Here is a 25525-nt window from a genome sequence, read left to right as displayed (position 1 = left end):
AAAATATTACCTGATTATTTCCCTCATTCCCCCAATCCCCAATCCCCAATTCAATCCTGCACAGTCATTGGCAGACGGATAGTAAAAGTAGAGCCAATTCCTGGCTGACTTTTGACAACAATTTCACCACCCATCATCTGGCAAAAGTGGCGGCTAATTGCTAACCCCAGTCCCGTACCTCCATACTTTTTCGTAGTCGAGGTATCTCCTTGGGTAAAAGGTTGAAATAACTGCTGCTGCTGACGGTTAGACATACCTATACCTGTGTCGGTCACGGTAAAAGTAATCATACCCAAAGGAGCATCCAGTCGTACTTCATCCTTTTCTCTGTTGACTGTCAGCGTTACCTTGCCGTTTGTAGTGAATTTACTGGCGTTGCTGAGTAAGTTTAACAATACCTGCCGCATTCTAGTTTGATCGGCGTACATTGTGCCAAGTTGTTCATCAAAATCTACTTCTAAAACATTGGCATTTTTTTCGATAGCTGGTTTGACTGTGAGGACAATATTATGAATCAGCGTTGCAATCTCGAATGTCTCAGGATAGAGGGTCATTTTCCCCGCTTCAATTTTTGACAAGTCGAGGATTTCGTTAATCAAGTGGAGTAAATGCTTACCAGCAGCGTTAATTGTTTCTAAGTCTGTGATAAAGTCTCCCGGTAAACCAAGATCGGTAGCGTCGTCTTCTAGTAGTTGGCTTAAGCCAATGACAGCATTTAATGGTGTGCGTAACTCGTGGCTGACATTGGCTAAAAATACGCTTTTGGCCTTGCTAGCAGCTTCGGCTAGTTCTTTAGCTTGTTGTAGTTCTTTTGTTCGCTCAGATACTCGCTCAATCAAACGATTTAGAGATTTTGCGAGTAGCCCAATTTCATCTTCAGTGGTAACGGGCGCTCGTAAATCGAAATTATGTTTCCTGGCAACTTGTTCAGCTACTTGGGTTACAGTGATCACTGGTTCTGCGATCGCTCGACTGGTACGCCAAGCGACAATAGCTGCGATCGCTACCGAAACCAGCATACTCACGATCACGATGAATCGCTCAACTATTCTCGCTTGCTCAACGGCTTTTTGCCTTTCTTGCTCTTGATCTTCAGCAGTTTGCAGGATGTTAGTTAAGTTTTGCGAAAGCTGGTCTAGCTGCATGGCTGTTTCACCACGCATAATTGCTAATAACTGCGATCGGGCAGAGTCAATCTGCTGAGACTGCACTTTTTTGGAGTCGATTTTCTGTAATACAACTTCTATTTGGTCAACGTAGGCTTTTAAATTATTCTTGTAATCTAGCAATAACGTCTGTAAAGTCGAACTTGTTGCTGCTAGTCTTTTAGGTTTACTATCGATAAATCCGCCAATTTTTGACTCTAGTTGCTTGGCTTTTTCAACATTCTTCAGAAAATCAGCTTTTTTACTTTGCAGTTGTTCTGAATTTTCTAATACAGCAACTAGGTTAGAGCTATGTAATTGTGCCCCGACTACTGCATCTTTATAATTACTCAGTAATTGTCCTTGTTCATAAGCTTGATTGAATTGTCTAACTTCCCTTCCCCGGTAGTAATTAGCAATCACTAACCCAGTCAGTGAGCCAAAAAAGCCAATTCCGATAGCTACAAAGTACCCATAGCCAATTTTTTGATGGATGCGCCAAGAACTAGCTTTGAGTTTCCCTCGTGAGGGAAATTCTATAGTTGGGAGTTCGTCTGTCGATTGCTCTTCGGCTGACACTTTTTTGCTTTCTGAACTGCTGTCAATAGGGGTTGGCTTTTGAGTTGGCATTTCTCAAACCTCCTTGCCTTCCCACAAAAATAATCAAATTAGTCTAGTTTGTGCAAACACTTCAATTAGTCATTAACATCTACATTATCTTCTTTTATTGCAATAGAAAATCATTGCTTACTAGATAATTAGCATAGCCTTATACTGTACGAGTATTTTTTGCATCTTATTTACTAAGTAAAATTGCTATGACAAACAGAATTTAATTTTGTCAGGAGCAACGATATAGCTTTCTGCACTAAAGACCTGCCTGAGAGTGTCTTACCCTTACCATACTACTTTCCTCAATATGCTGGTTGATAGCAATGAGTTTTTGCCATCACCTATGCCATTACTCTACCTTACTGCTTCCTTATAAAATTAATACAATCAGGAAAAAAACAAAAGTTTGATAATTGTTGGGTATTGGGCATTGGGCATTGAGTATTGGGCATTGCACATTAGTTATTTCTTCCCTGCTCCTCTGCTTCCCTACCCAGGCACAGATATCATAGAATAGTTCAAATGTCTAGTATCTGTGAACACACAAAAACTTTTATTACATATTAATATCAATACGAATAGGTTAATTGACGAACCCGGCTTAAGATAGCTTTAATATCAGATAAAATCGGCTTCTAGGCTTATATAAATGAGAGGTGGACTTTTTTTTGCATGATTTGTACTTAGATTTAGTACGATTATGAGCAAATGACACGGAATGGGATAATCACAACTTGAGGATTCCAGTTGATTCCAAAAAATAGAACTCAGGAAGTTGATTATAATACATCCTACTGCCTTCTGAGTTCTATTCTCCTACTGACTATCTACCTTGTAGTTGATGCAGTAGATATTAAGGGGCAATTATGGTTATAGGACACTAAAACCCTTTTGTGCCTTTCACCCAATTGTACTGATGCACTTGTGCATTACCTAATCAACACCCTTTTGGTTGTAATTATCCAGATTAGAAAAACTCAACTGTCAAATTAATAGGAGTGAAAATGCCAGAACAAGAATTTACCGAAACCGCATCCAAAGACACTACAGTGGCAGAGATCAACACCCAAGCGGGAACCATCACCAAACTTCAGCCGCCTGCACAGTCTCAAGACGAATGGCTAAAATACGGTGAGCAAATTTCTACCTTTTTAGCAACATTGCCAGAATATGTGGGAGGCTTTTTTAATCAATATAAGCAACCCCTGGTAACAGTTGGTTTAATTGTGGGATCAATTGTTGCCGTTAAAGTTCTCTTGGCAATATTAGATGCTTTGAATGATATTCCTTTGGTAGCACCTACTTTCGAGTTGATCGGTATTGGTTACTCTGCCTGGTTTGTTTACCGCTATTTACTCAAAGCTTCAACCAGGAAAGAGTTAACTAGTGAAATCACCACTCTTAAATCACAAGTTGTCGGTAAACAAATTCCAGAAGCTTAATATCTAATTATCGCTTCTCTATGAGATCCACGCGTAGCTTACTTCTGTGTAAGAATACTGCTCTAATTCCAAATTAGCGAAGCCTGAATGCCGTAAATCGGCGTTCAGGCTTCTCTTAAAAATGCTCTACTTAAGTTCATTAGCAATTCGTATAGAACTCGCTCTTTCTGCCCTTGCTTTAATTACGAATTACTTAGCTTGCTTCTCGTTGGAGGCAAGTATTATGAATTATTATTGAGACGAGCCTCCAGTGGGCAATTTACTCTTTGGGTTCGCTTTTGGAGTCTGGGAAAGTTCTGGAGATATTTTGGGCGATGCCTGCGGCGGGCTAGGTCTACGCACTATATGAGGAGATGTAATTGCCTCCAATTTGCCCCGTTTTACTAAAGCTTGATGAATCATCGCCGCCACTTCCGCCCGACTAGCTACTTTGTTGGGATCGAGGATTTGGGGATTTGGATAGTTAACTACCAGACCATTGGTTGTAGCAGCGGCTATTTTAGCTATAGCATAAGGTGGAATATCTTTAGCATCTTTATAGACACTGATAATCTGATTTGGCGAAGTGGGGGCTTTCAAATTTAACCCACTAACAAGGGCAACTAAAACTTGTACTCGTGAAATATTTTGTTGTGGTTTGAAGGTTTTTTTCGGGTAGCCTTTGAGAAATCCGGCGCTGATGGCTTGATCAATTGCTGGAGTTGCCCAGAATTTTGTTGGTACATCTTGAAATGCGATCGCAGTCTTAGACGGTTCTTGGTCAAAGGCTTTTTCTAGTATGGCAGCAAATTCAGCACGGTTTACAGGCTGATTTGGTCTAAAAGAATAATCAGGAAACCCTTTGAGAATTCCACGGGCAGAAAGAACGTCTATAAAACGCCGACTCCAAAAGTTATCGGGCACATCGTTAAATGCAATTGGCGGCGGAATGATTGATTTCGGTTTGGCTGGAGTTACTAAAGGCAACGCTGATGATTTAATTGATGACTCAATTCCTGTTGAAGGAGATACAGGTGTTTGTGCTTGTGAAGATTGAGTTGGGATTACCAGAACAGATGGTAACACTGCGCGGTAAGGAGTTGCGCTGTTATTTGGAAATGTAGGTGTGGTGGGTTCAACAACAGCCTCAGGTGAAGAATAGGGCAAAACGTTGTTGGGGACTGTATAAGGTTCTATCTTGGCAGTAGGAGAGGGCAATACTTGATTTGGTTGAACACTAGGAGATGGAGTAGAGGAAGGCAAGAGCAGCCCGTTTAAGTTCCAGCTAGAATCTCTGCGGGACAATGACCAAAAAAGAATCGCTCCGATAGTGGTGAAGGCAACCAAAATGCCTATAAATTCATCAAAGCCAAGGGCAGTTTTTTGAGATGACTCCGGTTCGGAAGGAGGTCTATTTGTCATCGTGATTACCCTGGTAGCAGTAAAATTCGTGTCTAAACAAATTAAGCCACAGATGACTGTTTTACACCAGCCCTTTTAATTCCTAATTTATAGAAGAAAAATATTAGGTTTCTGGTTCAATACCGAGCGATCGCAATTGGGCAGCTAGGCGATCGGCTCTTTGACGTTCCTGTTCTGCTCTTTGACGTTCCTGTTCTGCTCTTTGACGTTCCTGTTCTGCTCTTTGATGTTCCTGTTCGGCTCTTTGGGATTCCTGTTCGGCTTTTTCATCGCCATTCAACAACAAATTACCTTCTAAATCCCACCAACGCAGCCAGGGTAATTCTACATTCTGATAAACTCCCTGCCATAAACCTAATTCAACACCCAAAGCAACTATAGGATAATGTCCTCGTTCATTTGCTGGTAAAACTTGATACTGTCCTTCAATTAGATGATAAACTTCTAGGCTGGCTTTACTCGCTTCATAAATGCCGTAGAAGGCAGGACGAATCACCTGCTCATAAATCCAAAATTTACCCTTCAAAGGAGTTTTATCTCGTTCTTCACTACCGTCCCCAGAGACAAATTCTAAGACAATCAACGGGGCAATAAACTCTCGCCACAACACATAAGAACGCCGCGTTTGTCCATTGAGCAAAAATGGTACATTCGGTACATAAAACCAATCTGGTGCTTCTGCGCCTTTTTCAAGGGGATCGGTCAACCGCCAATAAATCCCTAAGTCCTGCCCTATACAGTATTCACCTTCAGGATTTAATTGTTTAAGGAGGGGTGTAATAGAGTCAGTTAGTAGAATGCTTTGGGGATGCTCTTGCCAATTTTTCACGAACGTACCATCTGACTCAGGAAGTTGAGTATGATCCGGGAAGGGGAAAGGGGTGAGGGCGTTGGGTGGATTGATTACAGAGGTCATAACGCTACCTTTGCACTCTTCGTAAAGGTTACTTTTAGTTTAGCTTGCGTAGGCGTAGCCCGTCGTAGACATCGCTTTCTAAATATTTTCCACCCAGATTATAAATCACACGCCAATGACTTCCAGTCGTCTGAGAAAGATTTTCAGCTTGATAGACAACTAGTATTATTAGATACCTAAAATGAAACCGAATTTTGAGAGTGGCAGAATGTAAAATATTAACTTATTGTTTACCTGTCTTTGAAAAAATTAGGGTGTCTAGTGCCAGAAGAATTCAGTTACCAAATTTCACCGCCATTTTTGTCTCTTGGTAGCGATCGCGATCTTGATTTAGATTCAAGCCTTCAAGAGCTACCAATGTACAACTTCTCGGTGGAAATCAGCCACACTGGTATAGAAGTGGCTAGTTTTTTGGAAAAATATCCTCTGCTACCAGGAGTAATTTTGGTAGAACAGGGAGAGTTCATTGGAATGATTTCGCGGCGGCGATTACTCGAATTTTTGATTCGCCCATTCGGACAAGAGTTATTTGTTCAGCAATCATTAGCTGTTCTCTACAGCTATGCGCGGACACCGATTTTGCTAGTTGCTGATACAACATCTATTTTAACAACAATGCAACTTAGCCTAAAGCGATCGCCAGAATTATTAGCAGAACCAATTGTAGTACAAACCGAATCTGGTGCTTATAGATTGTTAGATGTCCAAGAATTGAATATTATTTCTTGGCAAATTCGAGGAATCGACAATCTGATTCGGTATGAACGCAGTCAAGCCCAAATGATTCAAAATGATAAAATGGCCAATTTGGGGCGTTTGGTAGACGGTGTAGCCCACGAAGTTTTAGACCCAGTGGGTTTTATTTGGGGTAACATAATTTATGTTTCAAACTACAGTCAAGATTTACTCAAATTGATAGCAGCTTACGATCAAGAGTTACCATCAGTTTCTCCGGCAATTAATCAAATTAAAGAAGAAATTGAATTTGATTTTTTAGAACAAGATTTGTCGCGATCGCTTGCTAGTATTCGCACGGGAGCGGAAAGATTAAAAAAACTCGTTACTAGCTTGCAAAACTTCTGTCATATTGATGAACTTTTCCCAAAACCAGTAGACTTACACGCCTGTATAGATAGCATTATTTTATTAATTAATAGTCGTCTTCAAGGAGAAATCGAAATCGTCAAATACTATGGTCAATTGCCCCCAGTCTATTGCTTTATGGGGCAGTTAAACCAGGTTTTAATGAATATTTTAAGCGAAGTTGTCGATACTTTACTCAATGAAGCAGTGAGACAGCAGTTAAATTTAGAAGAGACAAAGACTGTTCAAAAACCCCGAATTGAGATTACCACAGAAGTGATATCACAAGAAGCAAATAATCCAGATGCACCAGATTCTCGCTGGGTTTTAATTCGCATTGCTGATAATGGCTCTGGAATGTCTGAAGAATTACAACAGCAAATTACAGAGTCTTTTTCTCTTGATACAAAAAATGGTAAAAATACTAGTTTAGCAGTAAGTTACCGAATTATCACTGTGAGACATGGCGGTAAATTGAGTTTTCATTCTCAGATTGATATAGGTACAAAATTTGAAATTTTATTGCCTTTAGTTTGATTGATTACGAATTAATAATTACGAATTACGTTAGGGAACTCCAAGAAATATAAATTAACGTGAGTTCGATGAACCTCTCCCTCCCAACCTCCCTCTCCGAAACGGAAAGGGAGGAGCAACGAAAAATTAAGCTTTTTGCTCCCCTCTCCGTGTCGGAGAGGGGTTGGGGGAGAGGTCAAATAAGACTTGTCGAACTCACGTTAAATTATCCAATATTGTGGGGTGGGCATCCTGCCTGCCCAGTTTATAGGGCGGGCGAGACGCCCACCCCACAAGAGTTAATTGGATATTTTTTTATTTAGAAGTCCCTTAGCGCAGCCCATTACGAATTACAAATTACGAATTACGAATTACGAATTAAAGTTGTGTTAGATTACTGGACAACCTTCCTGCTGGATAGGAATTTGAATCACAAACTCCGTTCCTTTTCCAGGTATCGAAAAAAATTCTAACTTACCGCGATGTTTTTCGGTGATGATTTGATAGCTGATAGCCATGCCCATTCCTGTCCCTTTTCCAACAGGTTTAGTTGTGAAGAAGGGGTTGAAAATCTGTTTTTGAATCGATTCAGGAATTCCAGAGCCATTGTCTGCGATCGCAATTTTTACCCATTGCAAATCAACGACAGAGGTACGAATTGCAATCAAACTGGGATGCTCGCGGATTTCCTGATAAGTTCGTTTAGTATTGAATTCTTCGAGGGCATCGAGCGCATTTACTAGAATATTCATAAACACTTGGTTTAGCTGTCCAGCGTAGCACTCTACATGACATAAATTGCCGTATTCTCTGATAATTTGAACCCCTGGGCTTTTATCAGTGGCTTTCAGGCGGTGCTGCAAAATCATCAAAGTATTGTCTATGCCTTCATGAATATCCACCGCTTTGCACTCAGTTTCATCCAGGCGCGAGAAGTTACGCAGTGACAGTACAATCTCTCGAATCCGCTCTGTCCCGATATTCATTGAGTGCAATACCATAATTGCGTCTTTTTCTAGAAACTCTAAATCGATGGTTTTGCGTTCGGTTTGAATTTCAGCAGGTGGGTTGGGGACGTAACGGTGATAAAGCTGGACAAGTCGCAATAAGTCATGGGTGTATTGGCTGATATAGCCGAGATTTCCATAAATAAAGCTAACGGGATTATTGATTTCATGAGCAATCCCAGCCACCATTTGACCAAGGGCAGACATCTTTTCGCTTTGAATTATTTGAGCCTGCATTTTATGCAAACTATCTAAGGTATTTTCTAACTCTTGGCCTCTTTGCTGCAAGTCTATTTGAGAGTCTTCTAACTCACAAATGACTTTCTTAAGTAAAAACTCTTTTGTTTCAATGTCAGTTTCTAGCTGGCGGCGTTCATTTTCGCTGCGTTCCAGCTTTTTCCGCAAGATGCGGTTTGTTTTTTCCAACTCTTGGATCTGTATGGAATTGTCTTGGTTATCCATACACTACTCATTTTGTCCCTACTAACAGTGTTACAAACGTTTTATTATGAATTTGGGTTTGACCTCCACCCACTATAGGAGCAATTTCACCATAAGCATAAAAACCACAACAAGGTAATGCCTTTGGTAAATGAGTTTTGACAAGCTGATATTCAACTCTTGCTAAAGTTCCCAGAATTCGCCGACGGGCTGCACAGGAAATAAGTAATGCTGCTGTTGGTTCCACACCAGGATAATCGGCAATAGCATTTTTCAAAGATGTTTCCGAAGCAGACAGAATATTGTCACGAGTCGCATCGGTGATTTGTACAACTGCCTGCTCAGGAATATCTAAGAAGAACTTCACGCTACCAGACTGTTGATCGTAGCCATTAGGTGCCCGTAAATAGAAATGATTTTGATCCTCAAAAACTGCCAGAGCATAGATGGCATAATTGGATGCAAATCTTTCTTCACCGAGATAATGCCGATAGAAATCTAAGGCACGCTGTCCATCAATTTCATAGACGACGTTGCCATCCACTTTAGTTACACGGCTACGTTGACTAATGGGAGTCCAACCACTAGCAACTCCGTGAGAAAATAGTAGTTTTCCAGAGAATAGTAGTACTGGAACTGAATCACTCAATACTTCACCTTGGAAGAATTGGTAGGTTTTGTCAAAGGTATAGTCATCGGCAGTCATTCCCCCAATGATGGGAATATGTTCTCCCAGGCTTTGTTTTAAAGCTTCTACAATGAAAACCCCATTGCTGGTTAGACTATCCGGGAAGGTAAGGCACAATTGTGGTACAGATGCACTCTTTACCTTAGCTTGGGCGATCGCTTCTTGGGCTGCAAGGGCTGGATTTTTGGATACTCCTCGGCCAATACCTGAGTGAATTTCCACTTCATCGCTAGCAAACAGCATTAAGGTCAGAGAATCTTGCTGAAACTCCAGAATTGAAGAGATTTCTCCATTTGTAGTTCCACCAATCAACTCAATTCCGGGAAAAGCATCTTGGATGCGTTGCAAAATTAACGCATGGTCAAAATCTATAGCAGTGAATAAAATTCCAGCTTGGGGAAGGGAGCCGGCAAGAGAACGGGTACATTCTTGAAGAACTTCTGCGATCGCATTTTGAGAATCAGGATCGTCGCTATGGCCAACAACAACTCGAAACACAACTACCTCATTGTAAGTTTAAAGACCAGATAGCTGATCCAATTTGGATCTCAGCACCCAGCAACCTACACTTAGATTTCCCACTTACTTGCACTAAATCTCAATTCACCTGACTTTTTATCTCCCCAGTCCCCAATCCCCAGTCCTTAGTTCAATGGACATCTCCAGAAATTAAATATGTGTTACCCAGAACCCTTATAGAGACGTAGCACTGCTACGTCAAAACAATTCTTTTTCGGAGATGTCTAATTCATCTGCAATAAATTTTCGCCACGTTGGTAAATTTCCCGCGCGTAATCAGTCCAAGCACCTTGTCCCCAATAACGAAAACAACTGGTTTGCAGCAAAAGGTTATGTAGAAGAACGTTACGGTATTGAGACTGTTTTGTGATCGCTTCTGCTGAGTCAGTTTGCAGCAATGGATCAAACTTTTGATGGAATAAACTACTTAACTGATACATCGGAGACAACACATTTTCATATCCTTTTACCCAACTGATATGATTTGTCCATGAGGCTCCATCCAGATGAAAATTAGAGTTTATTTGCTTTAATTCTTGAATAGCATTCTCTACAGCTTCCGGTTGATTATTATCCGGTGAAACTCGCTCCCAAATTTGATATTGTCCCACTGGTTGACAAGTTGGATAATCTTCAGGTTTGCATCCAGCAGCTTCGATTAATTCTAAATACTCTGTACCACACACCCCAACAACACCTGATTTTCCTCCACCATTATTTACCATATCCCCCCAAGCTTGTTTAAAAGCGCTAGGAAATTCATTCATCATCACACCACCATTTTCGCCATCGCCAATTTGGCTAACTATTGGTGGTACAAATATACCGCCAATTTGTTGTTTGGATAATGTTTTTGCTTCATAATAAGGCTGCATCTGAGCAACTAATTTAGTATCGGAACCTTGGGTTTTAATTAAAGCTGTGATGCTAATTGTTTCACCTTGAGAATTACGGGCAATTAGACGATGTGGTAAATGTTTATGAGTGAGAGATTGACCAGTAAGAGTTTCTACAGAATGTTCTTGAACAAGTAGCCAGCGATATCCACATTCTTTCAGTGCTTTTACAAATTCAAAGAGAGCATCAGGGTGATTTGGTAGGTGCATTTCTGGCGGCGAAAATCCTTTGACTCGCGCTAGTGCTTCCCAGCCAAAAATTGCCGCAAAGTGATGCTGCCATGCAACGATCTGCAATTTAATATCTGCTATGGGTGTGGACGGAATAACTGCATGGCTCCACATTGTACCCAACCACTCTACATAAGGTTGATAGGTGCGATCCCCAGTAATCCGTTTAAGATTATCGAGAACATCACCGCGTCCCATTTGCCGTAGTCCCCAGAGAAGATTACCAGAGTAATCCAACATTACACGGGGATTGCAACCTTGATTTACCAGTTCGGGGATCAAGTCACCCATGCGGCTGTAACAATGGGCAAAAGGATCTGCATTATGGTTATCCCCTTCATGAGGATGTTCAAACATATATTGCAGATTGCTGATCAGTGTACCGCCATTTCCAGCAGGTATAGTTGGCTGGTGCATGTGTAAAGCGATCGCAAACACAGCATTTACGTCTTCTAAGCGGATATTCGTTGTTGGTAAAAATACTGGTTGATCGTGGTTAACTACAGAGAGAACCTCTGTTTCCCAACCAGAAATATTCGGCAAGCCATCAATGATTTCGGGCAAAGGAGTCAGAGTTGTGGGAAAGGAAAGCATTTCTGGTTGCTCCGAAACAAGGTATGTCTAATTATGCGATCGCACAGCAATTTCTGATCTGCAACTTTATGTATTGATGCAAACTGTGATCGCCTTGTAGTCGCCAATATCTCTATAATTCAACAGTTTGGATATTCCACTTGTATAAAAAGTGTTGGAAAATATACAGCAATCTATTTAATTTTGTTGCTAGAGGCGTACAGATGTACGCCCCTACAGCCGATTCATTATGTTGTAAATATTTTTGGAAATGGTATGATACAACTCGAAATTAAGAAATTCAGATTTCATCTGGGTTTCTGGATTTGAATCTGTTTCCCTCTTTTAAAGAAGGTGTAAAATCCACAGAAACTATACACAGTAAATATTAGTCTTTATCAAGATACAATTTTCTATTCTATCTTTTATTACGCAAATTTAATTTTAGGACAGGTCTAATGAAAATAAAACAATTTGGAATTACATTTGTGAGTGTTTGTATTGCTGCTTTTTCAGGAATGAAAGCAGCAGAGGCGGCATCATTTTCGGTGATTGCTGATGGTCTTAATAATCCACGGGGTCTAGCTTTTAGCCCTGATGGAAGTCTCTACGTCACAGAAGCAGGAACAGGCGGCAGCGGAGCTTGTGTTCCTTCACCGAGCGTTGCAAACCAATCTTTATGTTATGGCACAACTGGTGCAGTCACCAGAATTGGAAATGGTACGCAACAACGTATACTTACAGGACTTCCTTCTTTAGCATTACCAGATGGTACTGATACTTCTGGGCCTCAAGATATCAAATTTGATGCTACTGGCAAGCCTTATATTGCAATTGGATATGGTTCAAATCCCACATTTCGCGCCGCATTAGGTAACACTGACTTAGGAAAAATCATCACTGCTAATTTCAATACAAATTCCTGGACTAGTGTTGCTGATTTAGCTAATTATGAACTTGCAAATAATCCCGATCAAGGCGACCTAATTAGCAATCCCTTCTCTCTTATTTTAGATGGAAATAATATTGTTGCAGTTGATACTGGTGCTAATGAGTTACTCAGGGTAGGGACTGATGGAAGTAATTTGAATGCGATCGCCACAATTCCCCGGCAGACATTAACTAATCCAGTTTTTCCCTCTGGCGCATCCTCATCGCCATTTGAAATCCAAGCAGTACCCACAAATATCGCCAAAGGCCCAGATGGTGCTTATTATATTAGCCAATTAACTGGTTTTCCTTTTCCAGAAGGTGGAGCAAAAATCTATCGAGTTGGTGCTGATGGTCAACCAACAGTTTATACCGATGGCTTTACCCAACTTACTGACTTAGATTTTGATGCTGAGGGTAATTTATATACTTTGCAGTACGCTAATCAGTCACTTTGGAAAGGTAATCTAGATGGTTCTGTAATTAAAATCGCGAGGGATGGGACTCGCACAACTATTCTTAGTGGCAATGGATTAGAGTCTCCTACTGCTTTGACTATTGGTGCTGATGGTGCTATCTATGTGACAAACCGAGGCGATCGCCCTGGACTTGGACAAGTTATCAAAATTGAGAATCCCAAGTCTGTTCCTGAATCTACTTCTACTTTCAGCTTATTAGCGTTTATTGGCACTGTGAGCGTTACTTTGTTCCACAAGGGTAAAGCCAAACGACTTCTAACTAAAAGAATAATCCCATCCCTGCGGGACGCTACGCGAACGCTTTGATGAGCAGGGGAAGTAGGGGGCGCAGGGGAAGCAGGGGAGGAAGAATTTAATGATCATCTTCGCTCCCAAAATTGAATAATTTAATTTCTGGAAATCCCCAAAGACTGAAGATTTCGGACAAGTTTGTTCAGAAATGCTGAGTGTTGAGTCAGCGATCGCCTTCGGCTTCTCCCCTTTTTTACGAGACACTACGCGAAGGGATCAGTTTTTCAATCAGCCGTTGTCTTCTTGGTGCTGGCGGAGTTGCTATTCGTAAAATTAGCTCTAACAACCAAGGGGCGAGGCGTTGACATAACACGGCTAAATGACTTTGCCATCCAACTAAAATTTCTGGTGAATCATTTCGCATTCCGGTGACGAGTGCTTTAGCTACTTGTTGAGGAGTCATGGGGATCACCCAGCGAAATAATTTTAAGTCGCGCACCATGTCTGTGTCTGTCAGAGAAGGCAGTAATGCAATGACGCGAATATTGTGTTCAGCTAGTTCTTGGCGCAAGGCTTGGGTAAATCCTAAGATGGCAAACTTGGTTGCTGAGTATGTCGCCATCGTTGGTGCAGCCACTTTCCCCATCAGGCTCGATACATTGACAATTGTCCCTTGTCTTTGGCTAGCCATGCGTCGAGCAATCAGACTAGTGAGGTTGTACATTCCTAACAAGTTCACAGAGAGTTCTTCTTGAACTTGGGGCATTTTAGATTGCAAAAACGAGCTTTGGTATGCGACACCCGCACAATTAACCAGCAGGTGAATCTGTCCGTAATTGCGCCATAGTTGGGCAACAGCGATATTTACTTCAATTGTTTGAGTCAAATCTAAGGGCACGATCGCAGCTTCCGTACCCATCGCCTCGATTTCGCTAGCTACCTCCAATAACTTGCGGCGATCGCGTGCTACCAATATCATCCGCTTGATGCCTTGTTGCGCCAGTTCCAGAGCGATCGCTCGTCCAATCCCACGCGAAGCCCCTGTTATTAGGGCAACTTTACCTTGAATCTCCATTGGTTTTATCCTCTAAAATTTAAGTCTTACCAAACTCTTCGTTAATTACCGATACACACAAGCAAGAGCTACTTGCTTGTCGGCACAAAGTAAGACAAATAATCAATCACAATTGAAATCAAACTGAAAGTAAGCCTTTAGCAATGAGACATTTCTTGGTTAATCTGCAATCACTCATAGTTGTCTATATGAGGCAGAAATTTCTCGTTTTGAACCCGTCAAAGCCTAACACACTTGGCTGAATAGGTATAGCTCATAGATTTTATTTCTCCTAGATCCGAGCGTTCATCAGCATCGTTGTCATACACACGTTAGCAATTAAATCAAGGTATTGCAATATTTTTTAATAAGAATTTCTTAATACTTCTTAACAACAAGTATATATATACAAAAGATTTTATTAAATAAGTTTTTATGAATCCCTCAGTACAAATGTCTCACTTTCCTGACAAATAGCCTTATTTTGAGAAAATTCATAGCTTAGAAACAAAAAAGACATACAGCAGATTTCAGGTAAATGAGGTACAAAGTTTAATAAAAAAGCCATATACCAAGAGACTTTCAAATCTGTTTCCTGTTCCCTGCTATATGGTGTTTTGGCTAATGGTTGCAATAGTTAGAAGCTCTAACTAACTCATATAATTGCAACAGTATATTTACTGTTTTCTTGAAAAGTAAGTTTGATGGCTTTTATTTCTTGAAAATAATCAAAGAAGGCTAAATTGTTGTCTGAAATTATCTGCTAAAACTTGAGAACAAATAGTAATGTGTTTAGGTTTAGCTTTGAGTTCATCAAAGTAATGCTTGAGACTTGCCTAGTCTATAGCAGACTTCAATCATTCACGAACAATAAGATCCCCGATTTATTAGAGAAATCGGGGATCTAAATGTAAGTTAACATGATTCCTAATTGATAATTATGTCTAAAGTCTTACTCCGTAAATTCACGTAATCAGTAATTACTACCCCACGGTTAAATCGACTCATTTCCAGCAAAGATAGATAAGCTAAAAACATCTAATTTGCAAATCGAACTAAGCTCCCTGGTTTTACTACGCAAAACCGTCCCTCTCCGAGTCGGAGAGGGACGGACTTGAACTTTAGTTCAAGGCAGGAAGAAGTTCGTCGAACTCACGTTAAAAAAAGCGCATCAGCTTAATTAAGGGTTTAAAAAGTCTAAATGGTTTCCTGGTTGGGTACGCAAATCTTCCACAGTCCCCTGAATTTGTAATTTACCTTGATTTAGTAGCACAATCCAATCAGCACGGGAAATTACTCTCGGACGGTGGCTAATCAGAATCGTAGTTTTGCCTTGGCGATGGGACAATAACTGATTCAAAACTTTAACTTCACTAATAGGATCGAGTCCAGCTGTTGATTCATCTAAAATTAGAACTGGTGGATCGTTAAGGATGGCTCTTGCTATAGCCAGTCTTTGCCGTTGCCCACCAGAAATATTTGAGCCAAATTCACCCAATACAGTTTGATATTTTTCAGGTAGTTTACTAATAAAATCGTCTGCCTCAGCAATTTGACAAGCGGCCACAATCTGCTCAAAGGTGGCGTGAGGAGAACCTAAGCGAAAGTTTTCAATAATAGAGCGACTCCAAAAATGAGCATCTTGTGGAACAAGGACTACTTGTTGTCGCAAACAATCAAGGGCTAAGTCTTGCAGATTATAAATCCCAATACGAACGTTACCAGAATTAGGTGTATATAAACCTGCAATTAGTTTAGCAAGAGAACTTTTTCCACAGCCGGATGTACCAATTAGGGCAATAACTTTACCACCAGGAATAGTTAGGGAGAAATCTTCCAGTAACTCTAGCCTCCCAGGGTAGTGAAAGTTGAGATTTGTACAGCTAATATCAGCATTACTAGGAATCTTCGTAAAAGGTTTTTTAGTATCGCCTTGATTTTCCGGTGTAGAATCGATAACTTCTGTTAATCGCTGCGTCGCAGTTTTGGCACGAGTGAATTCATCTATAAAGTTGAGCGCAGTCCCAATGAATCCTAAAAAATTATTATTCATCCCGCTAAATGCCAGCAGTTGACCGATGCTAAGTTCTTTACTAATAACCAGAATACTGCCAAAACCAATCAGACTAATACTGCCAATATTAGAAACGAGCCTAGAGAATATCACGTTAATAATTCCAATTTGAATTGTGCGAAATGTTTGATTTGCTAAACGACCAAATCGGTTCTGAAATTCTTCCCAAAATTGCGGAGCGGCAGCAGTAGTCTTGATTGTCAATGCGCCTTTAAAGCTTTCAACGAGAACACCTTGGTTTTCTGCATCTAAAACTAATAGTCCTCTGATTTTTTGTTGAAGTGTAGGTAGAAAAATAATCGTAGACAAACTCATTACAATCGCAATAATCACACCAACTAAGGTAAGTTTCCAGCTATAGAACAGCATGAAACCTAAAGAAACCACTGCAATAAATAATTGGCTTGGCAGACTAATAACTGCTTGAGAAATTAGTTGATTAATTTGTTGAATATCTTGCAATCTACTCACAATCTCGCCACTGCGACGCGATTCATAGTAAGTCAAAGGCAACCGCAAGATTGTCCTAGCAAATTCTAGAATTAATCCTAACTCAAGCCGTTGGGCAAAATGGGCAATCAGATTATATTGAACTAGTTGCAGACTACTTGACACAAGATTCATCGCCACAACGGCAATAATCACAGCAGCAAGAAGCTGGGTGTCACCCCGAACTAGTACATCATCAGTTAGAATTTGGATTAGGATGGGAGAAGCTAATGAAAGCAGACCGATAACTAAAGCGCAGAGAAAAGCCTCGAATAATATGCTTCGATAAGGCAATACACGCCGCACAAAACGCCCAAAGCCATCTATTTTATCATCGGGTTGAGCATAAAAGCGAACCGAATCTGGCTCCAGTAAAAGCATCACTTTATCTGACCAACCTTCCATTAACTCTTTTTTAGAGACATAACGGATGTTAAATGCTGGGTCAGCTACTATATATTTCTTACCTTTTTGACCATATAAAACAACCCAGTGAGTTCCTCGCCAGTGAATAATTGCTGGCAGTGGTGCTTGGTTCATCTGGTCTAATATTTCATTTGACGCTCTGACTGAGCGTGCATTAAAGCCAAGGGCCTCGGCTCCCCGCCTCAATCCCAACAATGTTGTTCCTAGTTGGCCTGTACCTACCGCTTCTCGGATGTGATTTAGTGTAAAGTTGCGCTGATAATGTTTGGCAATGGAAGCAAGACAAGCAGCTCCACAATCTTCTTCACTATGTTGTGCAACAACTTGGTATTTCATTTCGCACTCCAGTATCTAAAAACATCGTGACAAAACCAAAAAAATAGCAGGGTCTTATCCCTGCATTGTTAAAAATTTAGCCCCTAGTTAAGTCGTAGTATGGTTTTAATACTTACACAGAATATCGGATTTTGATGCTTAGAGGGCTGTAACCAGAAACTTACGTTAGTTATCTTAAAATTCGCGCTAATAAGTAAAAGTTGATACATAGTGTATCAACTTTTATTATCCTTACCTGTCTTTACGACTACTCAAAGGTGATGGACATCTTGAGGGAAAAGCTTAACTGAAGTCTTATTGGCAGTTGCTAGTAGGCAAGCACCAATAAGACTTTGTTAAGTTTGTTGAAGAAAGTAGGAAAAGTAGGTTGGGTAGCAATAAACGCATGTTAGGATGACTGCGATAAAGAAATAGCTAATAGCTCCTAATTGATTAAGTCGATTAGCTATTAATCCACATACAAAAGTTATTTAACCTGCGTCAACAGGGTAAATTATTTGGCTTGTGAACTTTTATACTGGTAAAGACGCGTTAATCGTGTCTTTACGTTTATTACTTACCTTGTACTTAATAATCTCAGTTTTCTTCGGTGAAGGAGGTTAATTAAAGTCTATCTACCAACTCTAACTCTATTATTGTTAAGTCCACCATTTCCACCATTTCCACCATCTCCACCACGTCCACCAGTTGTAGTTCCACCATTAATCCTGCCAGTATCGTTGTCATTGCCCAAAACAACGCCACCATTAGTGGTGGAAGTACCGCCAGCGCCACCAGCGCCGCCATTGCCGACAGTGATTGTATTCGTACCACCAGACAGATTAGCTTCTTCGCTGACGGTTAATTCGGTAAATAATGTGCTTTGCATGTTTTTAATTCTCACTTGATTGTTGGGATTTAGATAACGTCACACCAAACTCATAAATACAAAAATCATATTCAAGAGTTTTTCTGTGCCGTTAGGAACATTATATGGGTGAAATTAGCTAGATAAAACAACCCTTTTTTGAAGAAATATGTATTACAAGTGCTTAACAAATATACTACTGAGCTAAGATTAATACTATTTTTGGAAAAAGTATGAGTTTTATTCATCTGAAGGCATAGAAATTTTAGGTCTAATTGTATAAGTATAATTCGTGTAAATTTAAGTTGCTTTAGGTTATGTATCGCACACAAAAAAGCAAGTACACTTACGTATTAGTACTAGCGATAGGCTGCAAAATCCTTAATTAACAGTAAAGAATAAATTAAAAAGTATTTCGTTATACAAATTCTTAAAAAACAAGTTTAGATAACTCAAGAAGTTTTATTTTGCTTTTCCGTATTACGTACTATCACGTAAGTAAAACTTATTTTTGATTTTGATTATACAGACATACTTTAAAAGAGTATTAAATATCATCATAGGAACGCTTTTAAACTCGCTTAAATACTTATTAATTAGAAGTGAAAAGAAAGGTGTTTTTTCTATTATAGAAACTTTTGACAACTAAATAAAGAAATGGTGAAATTTTAGAAGGAAATTATAAAGATTTGGTCTTTTTAGTGAAAAGCGCTATCTGTTATTTACACTTAGGCTATATCTTGCTTATTAGCACTCTTCTAAAATTTTCACCAAGTAAAAATCAGAAAGCCTAATTTTCGCTTGATGAATCTAGGAGCAGCTTGGGGATGCATTCGCGTTCTCTGGTCAAGAAATTTGAACGAAGCACTAGAGCAGCAAATGACTGAAAGTCGCACTGGCTTGCCCACACAAACAAAGCCCGCCTGCGCGGACTAAGGTTAAATCAAGTAGCTCGCTAACCTCAGAGTATTTAGACTTATTTAGATTTAGAAAACAGGCTCCTAAATTGAAAATGCTCGTTCAAGAAACATCTATATATATATATATAGATAAATCTTACCCAGCATTTTCAGGTTTGGTAGTGTAAGAAGTTTATAGCGACTACCTTCTTGCACTAGCTAGTTTTTCCTAGATTGTTTGCACAACCAAAATTTTTTTTACTTTCATGCTTATTGACCCCCAACCGGACTTTCTCCGCCCAGTTGAAAGCGACGAATATCTTCCTCAGATTAGTAGTTGGACATGGCTGGGAGGGATATTTTTAATTGGAAGTGTTGGCGCTGCCTTCAGCCTTGCAAGTGTCATTCAATACAACATAGTAGTTAAAGCAGATGGTACTGTCCGCCCAACCGGAGAAATAAGGTTAGTGCAAGCAGCAGCAGAGGGAACGGTTAGAAGTATTAGGGTGAAAGAGAATCAAGTTGTGAAAAGGGGAGATGAAATTGCGCTGCTCTACGACGCCCAATTACAAAGTAAAAAAAGCCAAATTGCTGGAAATATCCGGCAGAATCATTTACAAAGAACGCAAATCGATGCACAACTAAGAGCGCTAGAGACTCAAATCATAGCTGAGTCCAATTCTATAGAGCGAGCGATTCTCTCAGCACAAGCTGATCTGAGTCGTAATCAACGAGACTATAAAGACAAGCAAATTACGACTAAGGCAGAAGTTCAGGAAGTAGAAGCCTCTGTGGAGTTAGCGAGGGAGGAACTGAGCCGATATCAGCAGCTAGCTGATACCGGAGCGATCGCAACTCTCCAGATTAAAGAAAAAGAACAAGCCTTTAAAGCAGCACTTGCAAAATTAGAAGGGATCAAAACTGGACTTAACCCCAGTAGTGCAAATGTGGAGATCGCCCAAGAACGCATTGCTCAAGAACGGGCAAAGGGTGAGTCTACCCTAGCTGCATTGAACAAAGAAAGACAAGAACTTATTGGGCGTCAAGTAGAAATTCAAAATCAAATCAGCAGCGCTCAAGAAGAGCTAAAACAACTCTCAACAGAACTGCAAAAAACTATAATTCAGACTCCAGAGACAGGTACTATCCTGAAACTAGAATTAAGAAATCCTGGGCAAGTTGTGCGGATTGGAGATGCGATCGCTCAAATTGCTCCTAGTATGGGCCCTCTCGTCATCAAAGCCCGTGTTGCCGCTTCTGATATTAGCAAAGTGCATGTGTGTAAAGTCGTACAAGTCACAAAATGTCCAGAAGGGGAGGTACAAATGCGGTTTTCTGCCTATCCCTACCCAGATTACGGCATCCTCAAAGGTGCTATCAGAGCCATAACCGCCGACGCCATTACATCTCAAAGTAACGGCAATCCAATTGCACCTTACTATGAGGTGACAATTGAGCCAGAGAGACTTTATTTAAAAAAGGGCGATAAACCCTATCCCATCCAACCAGGGATGGAAGTCACATCTGATATCATCTCCAAAAAAGAAACCGTACTGACATTTATTTTGAGAAAAGCAAGGCTACTTACAGATTTGTAGGCTCCTTCCCAATACTGTTCGGTTAAGACAAAAGACGCGATGAATCGCGTCTTTATAATGATTTCTCGGATCTTTGCACTCTACAATTTCCATCAAAAAACCTTAACCGAACCGTATTGAGACTGGGCGCTCATATTGCCCACCCCACAATATTGGATAATTTATTTCTTGGAGTTCCCTAACGGGGTGTAGGAGTAGGTTGAGGATTTGATGGTTTGCTTGCCTGGGGAGTTGGCCCACTCCAAATTTGACGGAACTGATCTACCGACAAAGACTGTAGAAGACTGAGATTAAGCGGCTCCTTACTGATAAATGTGCCGTAGGAAGGCTGCAAATAGGAACGGTATTCAGGGCGGTTGAGGAGATGGGTTTCTAAAAAAGCGACGCTGAGGGCATTGAGATAGGAAAAAACAGCAGCACGATCGGGGCCTAGCAAGGCAGATGGTACAGGTAAGACATTGTTTTGAGGAGTAGGTTCGGCGATCGCTGAAAAGTGTGTGGCGTTTTCGATCAAAGCCAGGTACTTATTAGAGTCAGAAAGCCAGGTAAAGGGGCGAATTTGCTCAAATACGGGTGGTGCGAAAACATCTTGACTACCTGCTACCAGCATGACGGGAATTTTAATTTGACTGATTCCCCCCTGACCTAAAACTGAGCTGTCAATGGGATTAATCGCAATGATGGCCTTGATGCGATCGTCTTTGAGTTCGTAATTCTTTGGGGGTAACTCAGTTGCTTGACACTGCAAAAACAGCGACAAATTAAAGGATGAATTATCGGGATTACAATCTTGCCTTAGTTGCTCAAAGTTAATATTGGCTCCTGCTAGAGTCAAGACAGTATAACCACCAAAGGACTGACCGATCGCCCCAACTTGCTGAAAATTGAGTTTTCCTTGGAGGGTGGGATCGGACTTATCTAGACGCTGGAGTTCATTGAGTAGATATTTGATATCCAAAGGTCGGTTGATAAATTCTGCTGCATCCGGCGGCCCTGCCAAACCCGCAAAATATTGCTGAAAGCGTTCGGCATTACTACCAGGGTGTTCTAGTACCGCAACGGCAAAACCATAAGATGCTAGATGTTCAGCCAGATAGACAAAGGTAGAGCGGTCTGAGGCCAGTCCATGAGAAATTACAATCAGGGGAAAGGGAGGCGAGGAAAGTTCTTTAGTGTTTTGTGAACCTGCTGACGGCAGATAGATATCCACAGGTAGACGGCGTGAGCGAGAAATGTCATTTAACTCAAAAGTTTTTTTCTGCCAGGTGAATTTTCCTGGTGATCGCAAATCTGGTTGTTTGGAGAAGTCAATTTTGGAAGTGGCTGCTTGAGCGATCGCTTCTTTGTGAAGAGAGGCAAAAACCTCATCCTTTCTTTTGATCAATTGCGACAAGTCATCAACTATCCTTAACCCCTCCGTGAAATTCACCCGGATAGTATTGCTTGGAAATTTCCGCAGTAAATTCACAACCGTTAAACCCTCGCGATCGGCGGCAGCCAAAATCAAAGAGGCACGTATGGCATAGAAGCCATTCTTTCGAGACTCAGTGAGAAGTAATCTTCCCAGTTGTTTCACCAGCTGCTCGCCTATAGGTGAGTAGGTAACTTGAGATACTAGTGTAGGAGTAATATTAAAGCGTTGCTGGAGTAGATCCCGCAGTTGAGCGAGTTGTTCAGGAGTAGCACGATTAGCATAAAATGAAAAATCCTGATCGATTTTGCCTTCTTTAGCAAAGGTTTCCAGCGAATCCACGGATAGCGAAAAGTCTCCGAAGGGAGGATAAAAAAAGCTAATTCGTTCAGCTCCCAATCCAGGAGTAGCAGTCAAGAACGTAGATAGCAAACCTAAACCGAGATATCTCAAAAATTTTTTCATTATAATAACCCACTGTCTAACCCTGCCAAACAAGTTTGGACAGAGAGGAAAGCGGGGCGGGATCTATAACCGCTTTCCTGTTTGCACAGGTTACAAGCACAAGAAAGCAAGTACTTTGCATCCATAGTTTCGCACATACGCAATAATCGGTACTCAACTAAATTTTGGGATGTCTTGAATTACCAAAACATATCAGTAACAAATTTTTCCGCCAAATAGCATCAGTAGGGCGATAATAGATATAGAGATCAAAATATTTTATGAAAAAAGTGAAGGTTTAAAACCGTACTTCGTCCCGCTACGCTAACGCCCGTAAGTGGCACGTTCGCGGTAGCGTCTGGTAGAGAAAGAATCCTTGTTTCCCAAGGTAAGTACAAACCCTACCCCTTGTAGGTGGCTGAGTTGAATTTTGAATTTTGAATTTTGAATTGATTAATATGTCCTTCGCCTCCTGTGCTTGTTGTGTTGTCGTTCTTAACCAACAACAAGAGCAAAATATCTCCCACCAAAACCAGTGCCAGGATGTGCCAGTTAACCACAGCAAGACCGTGGTTAAAACTTGCACTGTTGTTGAAAATGGTCGGGTAGTTGTTAAACCCTTAGAACCACAACTCAATCAAACTTCCGAATAAATTTCATTCCTCCAAATCTAAAGGTAAAACATCGTGGAAGCGGTTGTAATCAATGTAGCGATGTCCATCGGGTGTGTGGTGGAAGATATCGGCAAATTGATTGTTCCACAAAATCTCATTAGCACCATAAGTATGACGGGCATGGACGACCTGTGAAACCGTTTCATCAAGGCCACTCAAAGAGACGATCAGAATAGTATTTGTCTGGGTTAAGGATTCTGGTGTCATCCCATATAGAGGACTAAACTCATCAATCACATGCATCACTGACCAGCTTAACGTGAAGCTAGGTGTTTGGTTCGTCAGCAGTTTGAGATCGTGGAACCGCCGCATGAACTGCCCTTCTAGGGTTACTTCGTCGCGCATTAAGTAGACTCGCATCTGCGCCTCCAGAATTATATTGCGGCGCTTATTAGCGCTGCGAAATATGAGAGTCGGCATCGCATTATGAGGTGTAATTACAGCAACACGGCTAAAGACCACACGGGCTGTAGGTCGGGAGAATCGAGCAAACGCTAGTCCCGTCATCACAGCAATTCCCACCAAACCGATCATTGCTTCAATGGTGACAATAATGTTGGCGTAAGTTGTTTTCGGATACATTGCCCCATAGCCAATGGATGCTAGGGTTTGGACACTAAAGAAAAAGACATCTAAAAAAGAGCCAGGTTGAGCATTGGCAATACAATCTCCTCCGATTAAGTAAGCTAGGGCAAATAGAGCATTAATAGTTATGTAGAAAGTACAAATCAGGATTATAAAGCCAATCCAGGGAATCGTTAGCAGCAGATGATAGGGATCGCGCCAGTAGGAATGCCATGCACCCATACCCATAATCTCAAATTTTCCATCTTGAACATGAATCTGAATAGGTGGGATCAAATGCTGTCGTTTCTTACGTGAAAGTCTCTTGAGTCGAAATTTCATTGCAAGTAGCCAAAAGAACGGCAACTGCTTAGTATTGTAAATTAAGTTGCTTTAGAGACATTCACTCTAGATAATTAGGGAGTGGGGACTGGGGACTGGAGACTGGGAAAGAAATGATTTTAAGATTTGGTTGGGATCTCAATCCCCAATTCCCAGTTAAAATTACCTGCAAGGGAATAGAAACTTCACCTTTGTTTTCTTAAATCAGCAAAAAAATAGGGTGGATATTGCCCACCCTACTAATTTATCTGCTAGAAACTTATTTTTCTGGCTTTAGTGATTGACCTTTAGAACAGCGGTCAAACCACTCTTGGTATTTTTTCTGGTGCGATTCATCTTCAACAGCAATGGTAACACGCACCTGCTTGCAGCCGTGATTTCGCTCTAGTGCGATCGCATTCAGCAATAAATTAGCAATTTTAGGCGAGCTAAATTCGCCACTTACGGTTAAACCGTTGTCCAAATGTGTAACCTCAAGTCTTTCTACTTCGGTCAAATCAACGCCAGTAATTTCTCCTTGTCCTAAATCAATTTCTGCAAGTTGTTTGTGTTCTGGGCTAATTTGTTCCACAATCAGCATTTCACGCCGGACAGGAACTTGTACCATCCGGGTTTCAATTACTTTGCGAACAATTACCTCACCGACTTTACGCTTACTGCTTTCAACAACTAGTCGTTCTTCTAGTAGACGAATAATCTGGTCTTCAGTAACCTGTTCTAAATTCACTGGTTCAACTGGGCTATTGATAATTTGATTATTAGCTACTTGCTCAGTTGAGTTACTATCGCCTGGTGTTTGTGTTCCTAAATATTCAGGCATATACTCAATTTCTGATTTGTTTAAGTCTATGAAAACAGATTTAGTTGGCTTGTCGATTTGTTTTATTCTCTGGCTCTGCAACCGAAATAAAGAAGGATGTTTATCAGCTAACTGCTGACCATATTCTACAGTTTGTTGATTTGCCTGCTTAGATATAACTAAGTTAAGCCGACGATGAGCATCCACAATTAAATCATGAACTACTCCTACTAGCTGACCTTGCTTATCAAACACAGCAAAATTATTTACCCTCTGTTTTAAATCTGCCAGAGAGGAGCTAATGCGAGAGTTACCGTTTACCTGTAAAATATTATTTGCCATCTGTTGGCTATTCATCTGCAAAGTTTACGAACTGCTTTCTAATTAGCTAAATTAAATGTATTAGTCATCTGGATACTATTTAGAAAATGTTTGCGATCGCTGCATTTATCCAAACT

17 protein-coding genes are annotated in these 25525 nt (G+C 40.7%); 5 read left to right on the top strand and 12 right to left on the bottom strand.

All coding sequences use genetic code 11. The features are described from left to right. Window positions 1-50: 50 nt before the first annotated feature. Entirely contained in the window at window positions 51-1775 is a 1725-nt protein-coding gene (locus V7L07_RS18630) for a sensor histidine kinase (RefSeq protein WP_335060287.1), read from the bottom strand. Window positions 1776-2761: 986 nt separating this feature from the next. Between V7L07_RS18630 and V7L07_RS18625 the strand changes: the two genes are divergently transcribed. Continuing rightward, the gene (locus tag V7L07_RS18625; RefSeq protein ID WP_179067228.1) at window positions 2762-3199 is read left to right on the top strand and encodes a CAAD domain-containing protein; all 438 of its coding nucleotides are present in this window, start codon (window positions 2762-2764) and stop codon (window positions 3197-3199) included. 231 nt (window positions 3200-3430) lie between these two features. Here the strand turns inward: V7L07_RS18625 and V7L07_RS18620 are convergent, their stop codons facing one another. Next, window positions 3431-4600: an S-layer homology domain-containing protein gene (locus V7L07_RS18620; RefSeq protein WP_335060285.1), complete on the bottom strand. Its 1170-nt coding sequence runs from the start codon at window positions 4598-4600 to the stop codon at window positions 3431-3433. 103 nt (window positions 4601-4703) lie between these two features. Then, the gene (locus V7L07_RS18615) at window positions 4704-5516 is read right to left on the bottom strand and encodes a Uma2 family endonuclease (RefSeq protein ID WP_335060283.1); all 813 of its coding nucleotides are present in this window, start codon (window positions 5514-5516) and stop codon (window positions 4704-4706) included. A gap of 261 nt (window positions 5517-5777) precedes the next feature. On the opposite strand from V7L07_RS18615, the gene V7L07_RS18610 reads away from it, so the two are divergent. After that, on the top strand, window positions 5778-7136 hold the full coding sequence (locus V7L07_RS18610) for a sensor histidine kinase (protein ID WP_335060281.1): 1359 nt from the start codon (window positions 5778-5780) through the stop codon (window positions 7134-7136). Between the two features lie 368 nt (window positions 7137-7504). Here the strand turns inward: V7L07_RS18610 and V7L07_RS18605 are convergent, their stop codons facing one another. The 3 genes from V7L07_RS18605 to V7L07_RS18595 all read right to left on the bottom strand — a co-directional run bounded on the left by V7L07_RS18605 (window position 7505) and on the right by V7L07_RS18595 (window position 11491). After that, a complete protein-coding gene (locus V7L07_RS18605) occupies window positions 7505-8584 on the bottom strand; it encodes a sensor histidine kinase (protein ID WP_335060279.1) in 1080 nt (359 codons plus the stop codon). 7 nt (window positions 8585-8591) lie between these two features. Next, complete coding sequence (locus tag V7L07_RS18600; protein ID WP_335060278.1) at window positions 8592-9749, bottom strand: FIST signal transduction protein; 1158 nt, start codon at window positions 9747-9749, stop codon at window positions 8592-8594. A gap of 245 nt (window positions 9750-9994) precedes the next feature. Then, window positions 9995-11491 carry a glycosyl hydrolase family 57 gene (locus V7L07_RS18595; protein WP_335060276.1) on the bottom strand — a complete coding sequence of 499 codons (1497 nt, stop codon included), beginning with the start codon at window positions 11489-11491 and terminating at the stop codon, window positions 9995-9997. A gap of 437 nt (window positions 11492-11928) precedes the next feature. On the opposite strand from V7L07_RS18595, the gene V7L07_RS18590 reads away from it, so the two are divergent. Next, window positions 11929-13185 carry a ScyD/ScyE family protein gene (locus tag V7L07_RS18590; protein WP_335060274.1) on the top strand — a complete coding sequence of 419 codons (1257 nt, stop codon included), beginning with the start codon at window positions 11929-11931 and terminating at the stop codon, window positions 13183-13185. A gap of 178 nt (window positions 13186-13363) precedes the next feature. Here V7L07_RS18590 and V7L07_RS18585 read toward each other — a convergent pair whose 3' ends face one another. The 3 genes from V7L07_RS18585 to V7L07_RS18575 all read right to left on the bottom strand — a co-directional run bounded on the left by V7L07_RS18585 (window position 13364) and on the right by V7L07_RS18575 (window position 18357). Then, entirely contained in the window at window positions 13364-14185 is an 822-nt protein-coding gene (locus tag V7L07_RS18585) for an SDR family NAD(P)-dependent oxidoreductase (protein ID WP_335060272.1), read from the bottom strand. 1159 nt (window positions 14186-15344) lie between these two features. Further along, window positions 15345-17489 carry a peptidase domain-containing ABC transporter gene (locus tag V7L07_RS18580; RefSeq protein ID WP_335060270.1) on the bottom strand — a complete coding sequence of 715 codons (2145 nt, stop codon included), beginning with the start codon at window positions 17487-17489 and terminating at the stop codon, window positions 15345-15347. A gap of 610 nt (window positions 17490-18099) precedes the next feature. Then, a complete protein-coding gene (locus V7L07_RS18575) occupies window positions 18100-18357 on the bottom strand; it encodes a hypothetical protein (RefSeq protein WP_335060268.1) in 258 nt (85 codons plus the stop codon). Window positions 18358-19501: 1144 nt separating this feature from the next. On the opposite strand from V7L07_RS18575, the gene V7L07_RS18570 reads away from it, so the two are divergent. Further along, complete coding sequence (locus V7L07_RS18570) at window positions 19502-20833, top strand: HlyD family efflux transporter periplasmic adaptor subunit (RefSeq protein WP_335060266.1); 1332 nt, start codon at window positions 19502-19504, stop codon at window positions 20831-20833. 178 nt (window positions 20834-21011) lie between these two features. On the opposite strand, the gene V7L07_RS18565 is transcribed toward V7L07_RS18570, so the two are convergent. Beyond that, on the bottom strand, window positions 21012-22709 hold the full coding sequence (locus tag V7L07_RS18565) for an alpha/beta hydrolase (protein WP_335060264.1): 1698 nt from the start codon (window positions 22707-22709) through the stop codon (window positions 21012-21014). Between the two features lie 437 nt (window positions 22710-23146). Between V7L07_RS18565 and V7L07_RS18560 the strand changes: the two genes are divergently transcribed. Further along, entirely contained in the window at window positions 23147-23341 is a 195-nt protein-coding gene (locus V7L07_RS18560) for a hypothetical protein (RefSeq protein ID WP_335060262.1), read from the top strand. Between the two features lie 3 nt (window positions 23342-23344). Here V7L07_RS18560 and V7L07_RS18555 read toward each other — a convergent pair whose 3' ends face one another. Further along, entirely contained in the window at window positions 23345-24268 is a 924-nt protein-coding gene (locus V7L07_RS18555) for an ion channel (RefSeq protein WP_335060260.1), read from the bottom strand. Between the two features lie 259 nt (window positions 24269-24527). Next, window positions 24528-25424 (bottom strand): YsnF/AvaK domain-containing protein, encoded by an 897-nt coding sequence (locus tag V7L07_RS18550; RefSeq protein ID WP_335060258.1) that lies wholly within the window; start codon window positions 25422-25424, stop codon window positions 24528-24530. Window positions 25425-25525 lie beyond the last annotated feature (101 nt).

Origin of the sequence: Nostoc sp. (assembly GCF_036916985.1) — a bacterium.
In the GTDB taxonomy this organism is placed as follows: domain Bacteria; phylum Cyanobacteriota; class Cyanobacteriia; order Cyanobacteriales; family Nostocaceae; genus Nostoc.
This window is presented reverse-complemented; position numbering and strand designations above follow the sequence as displayed.

Coding starts and splice junctions, on each gene's coding strand:
- V7L07_RS18630 (WP_335060287.1), bottom strand. CDS start 1,775: ATGCCAACTCAAAAGCCAACCCCTATTGACAGCAGTTCAGAAAGCAAA.
- V7L07_RS18625 (WP_179067228.1), top strand. CDS start 2,762: ATGCCAGAACAAGAATTTACCGAAACCGCATCCAAAGACACTACAGTG.
- V7L07_RS18620 (WP_335060285.1), bottom strand. CDS start 4,600: ATGACAAATAGACCTCCTTCCGAACCGGAGTCATCTCAAAAAACTGCC.
- V7L07_RS18615 (WP_335060283.1), bottom strand. CDS start 5,516: ATGACCTCTGTAATCAATCCACCCAACGCCCTCACCCCTTTCCCCTTC.
- V7L07_RS18605 (WP_335060279.1), bottom strand. CDS start 8,584: ATGGATAACCAAGACAATTCCATACAGATCCAAGAGTTGGAAAAAACA.
- V7L07_RS18595 (WP_335060276.1), bottom strand. CDS start 11,491: ATGCTTTCCTTTCCCACAACTCTGACTCCTTTGCCCGAAATCATTGAT.
- V7L07_RS18590 (WP_335060274.1), top strand. CDS start 11,929: ATGAAAATAAAACAATTTGGAATTACATTTGTGAGTGTTTGTATTGCT.
- V7L07_RS18585 (WP_335060272.1), bottom strand. CDS start 14,185: ATGGAGATTCAAGGTAAAGTTGCCCTAATAACAGGGGCTTCGCGTGGG.
- V7L07_RS18580 (WP_335060270.1), bottom strand. CDS start 17,489: ATGAAATACCAAGTTGTTGCACAACATAGTGAAGAAGATTGTGGAGCT.
- V7L07_RS18575 (WP_335060268.1), bottom strand. CDS start 18,357: ATGCAAAGCACATTATTTACCGAATTAACCGTCAGCGAAGAAGCTAAT.
- V7L07_RS18570 (WP_335060266.1), top strand. CDS start 19,502: ATGCTTATTGACCCCCAACCGGACTTTCTCCGCCCAGTTGAAAGCGAC.
- V7L07_RS18565 (WP_335060264.1), bottom strand. CDS start 22,709: ATGAAAAAATTTTTGAGATATCTCGGTTTAGGTTTGCTATCTACGTTC.
- V7L07_RS18560 (WP_335060262.1), top strand. CDS start 23,147: ATGTCCTTCGCCTCCTGTGCTTGTTGTGTTGTCGTTCTTAACCAACAA.
- V7L07_RS18555 (WP_335060260.1), bottom strand. CDS start 24,268: ATGAAATTTCGACTCAAGAGACTTTCACGTAAGAAACGACAGCATTTG.
- V7L07_RS18550 (WP_335060258.1), bottom strand. CDS start 25,424: ATGAATAGCCAACAGATGGCAAATAATATTTTACAGGTAAACGGTAAC.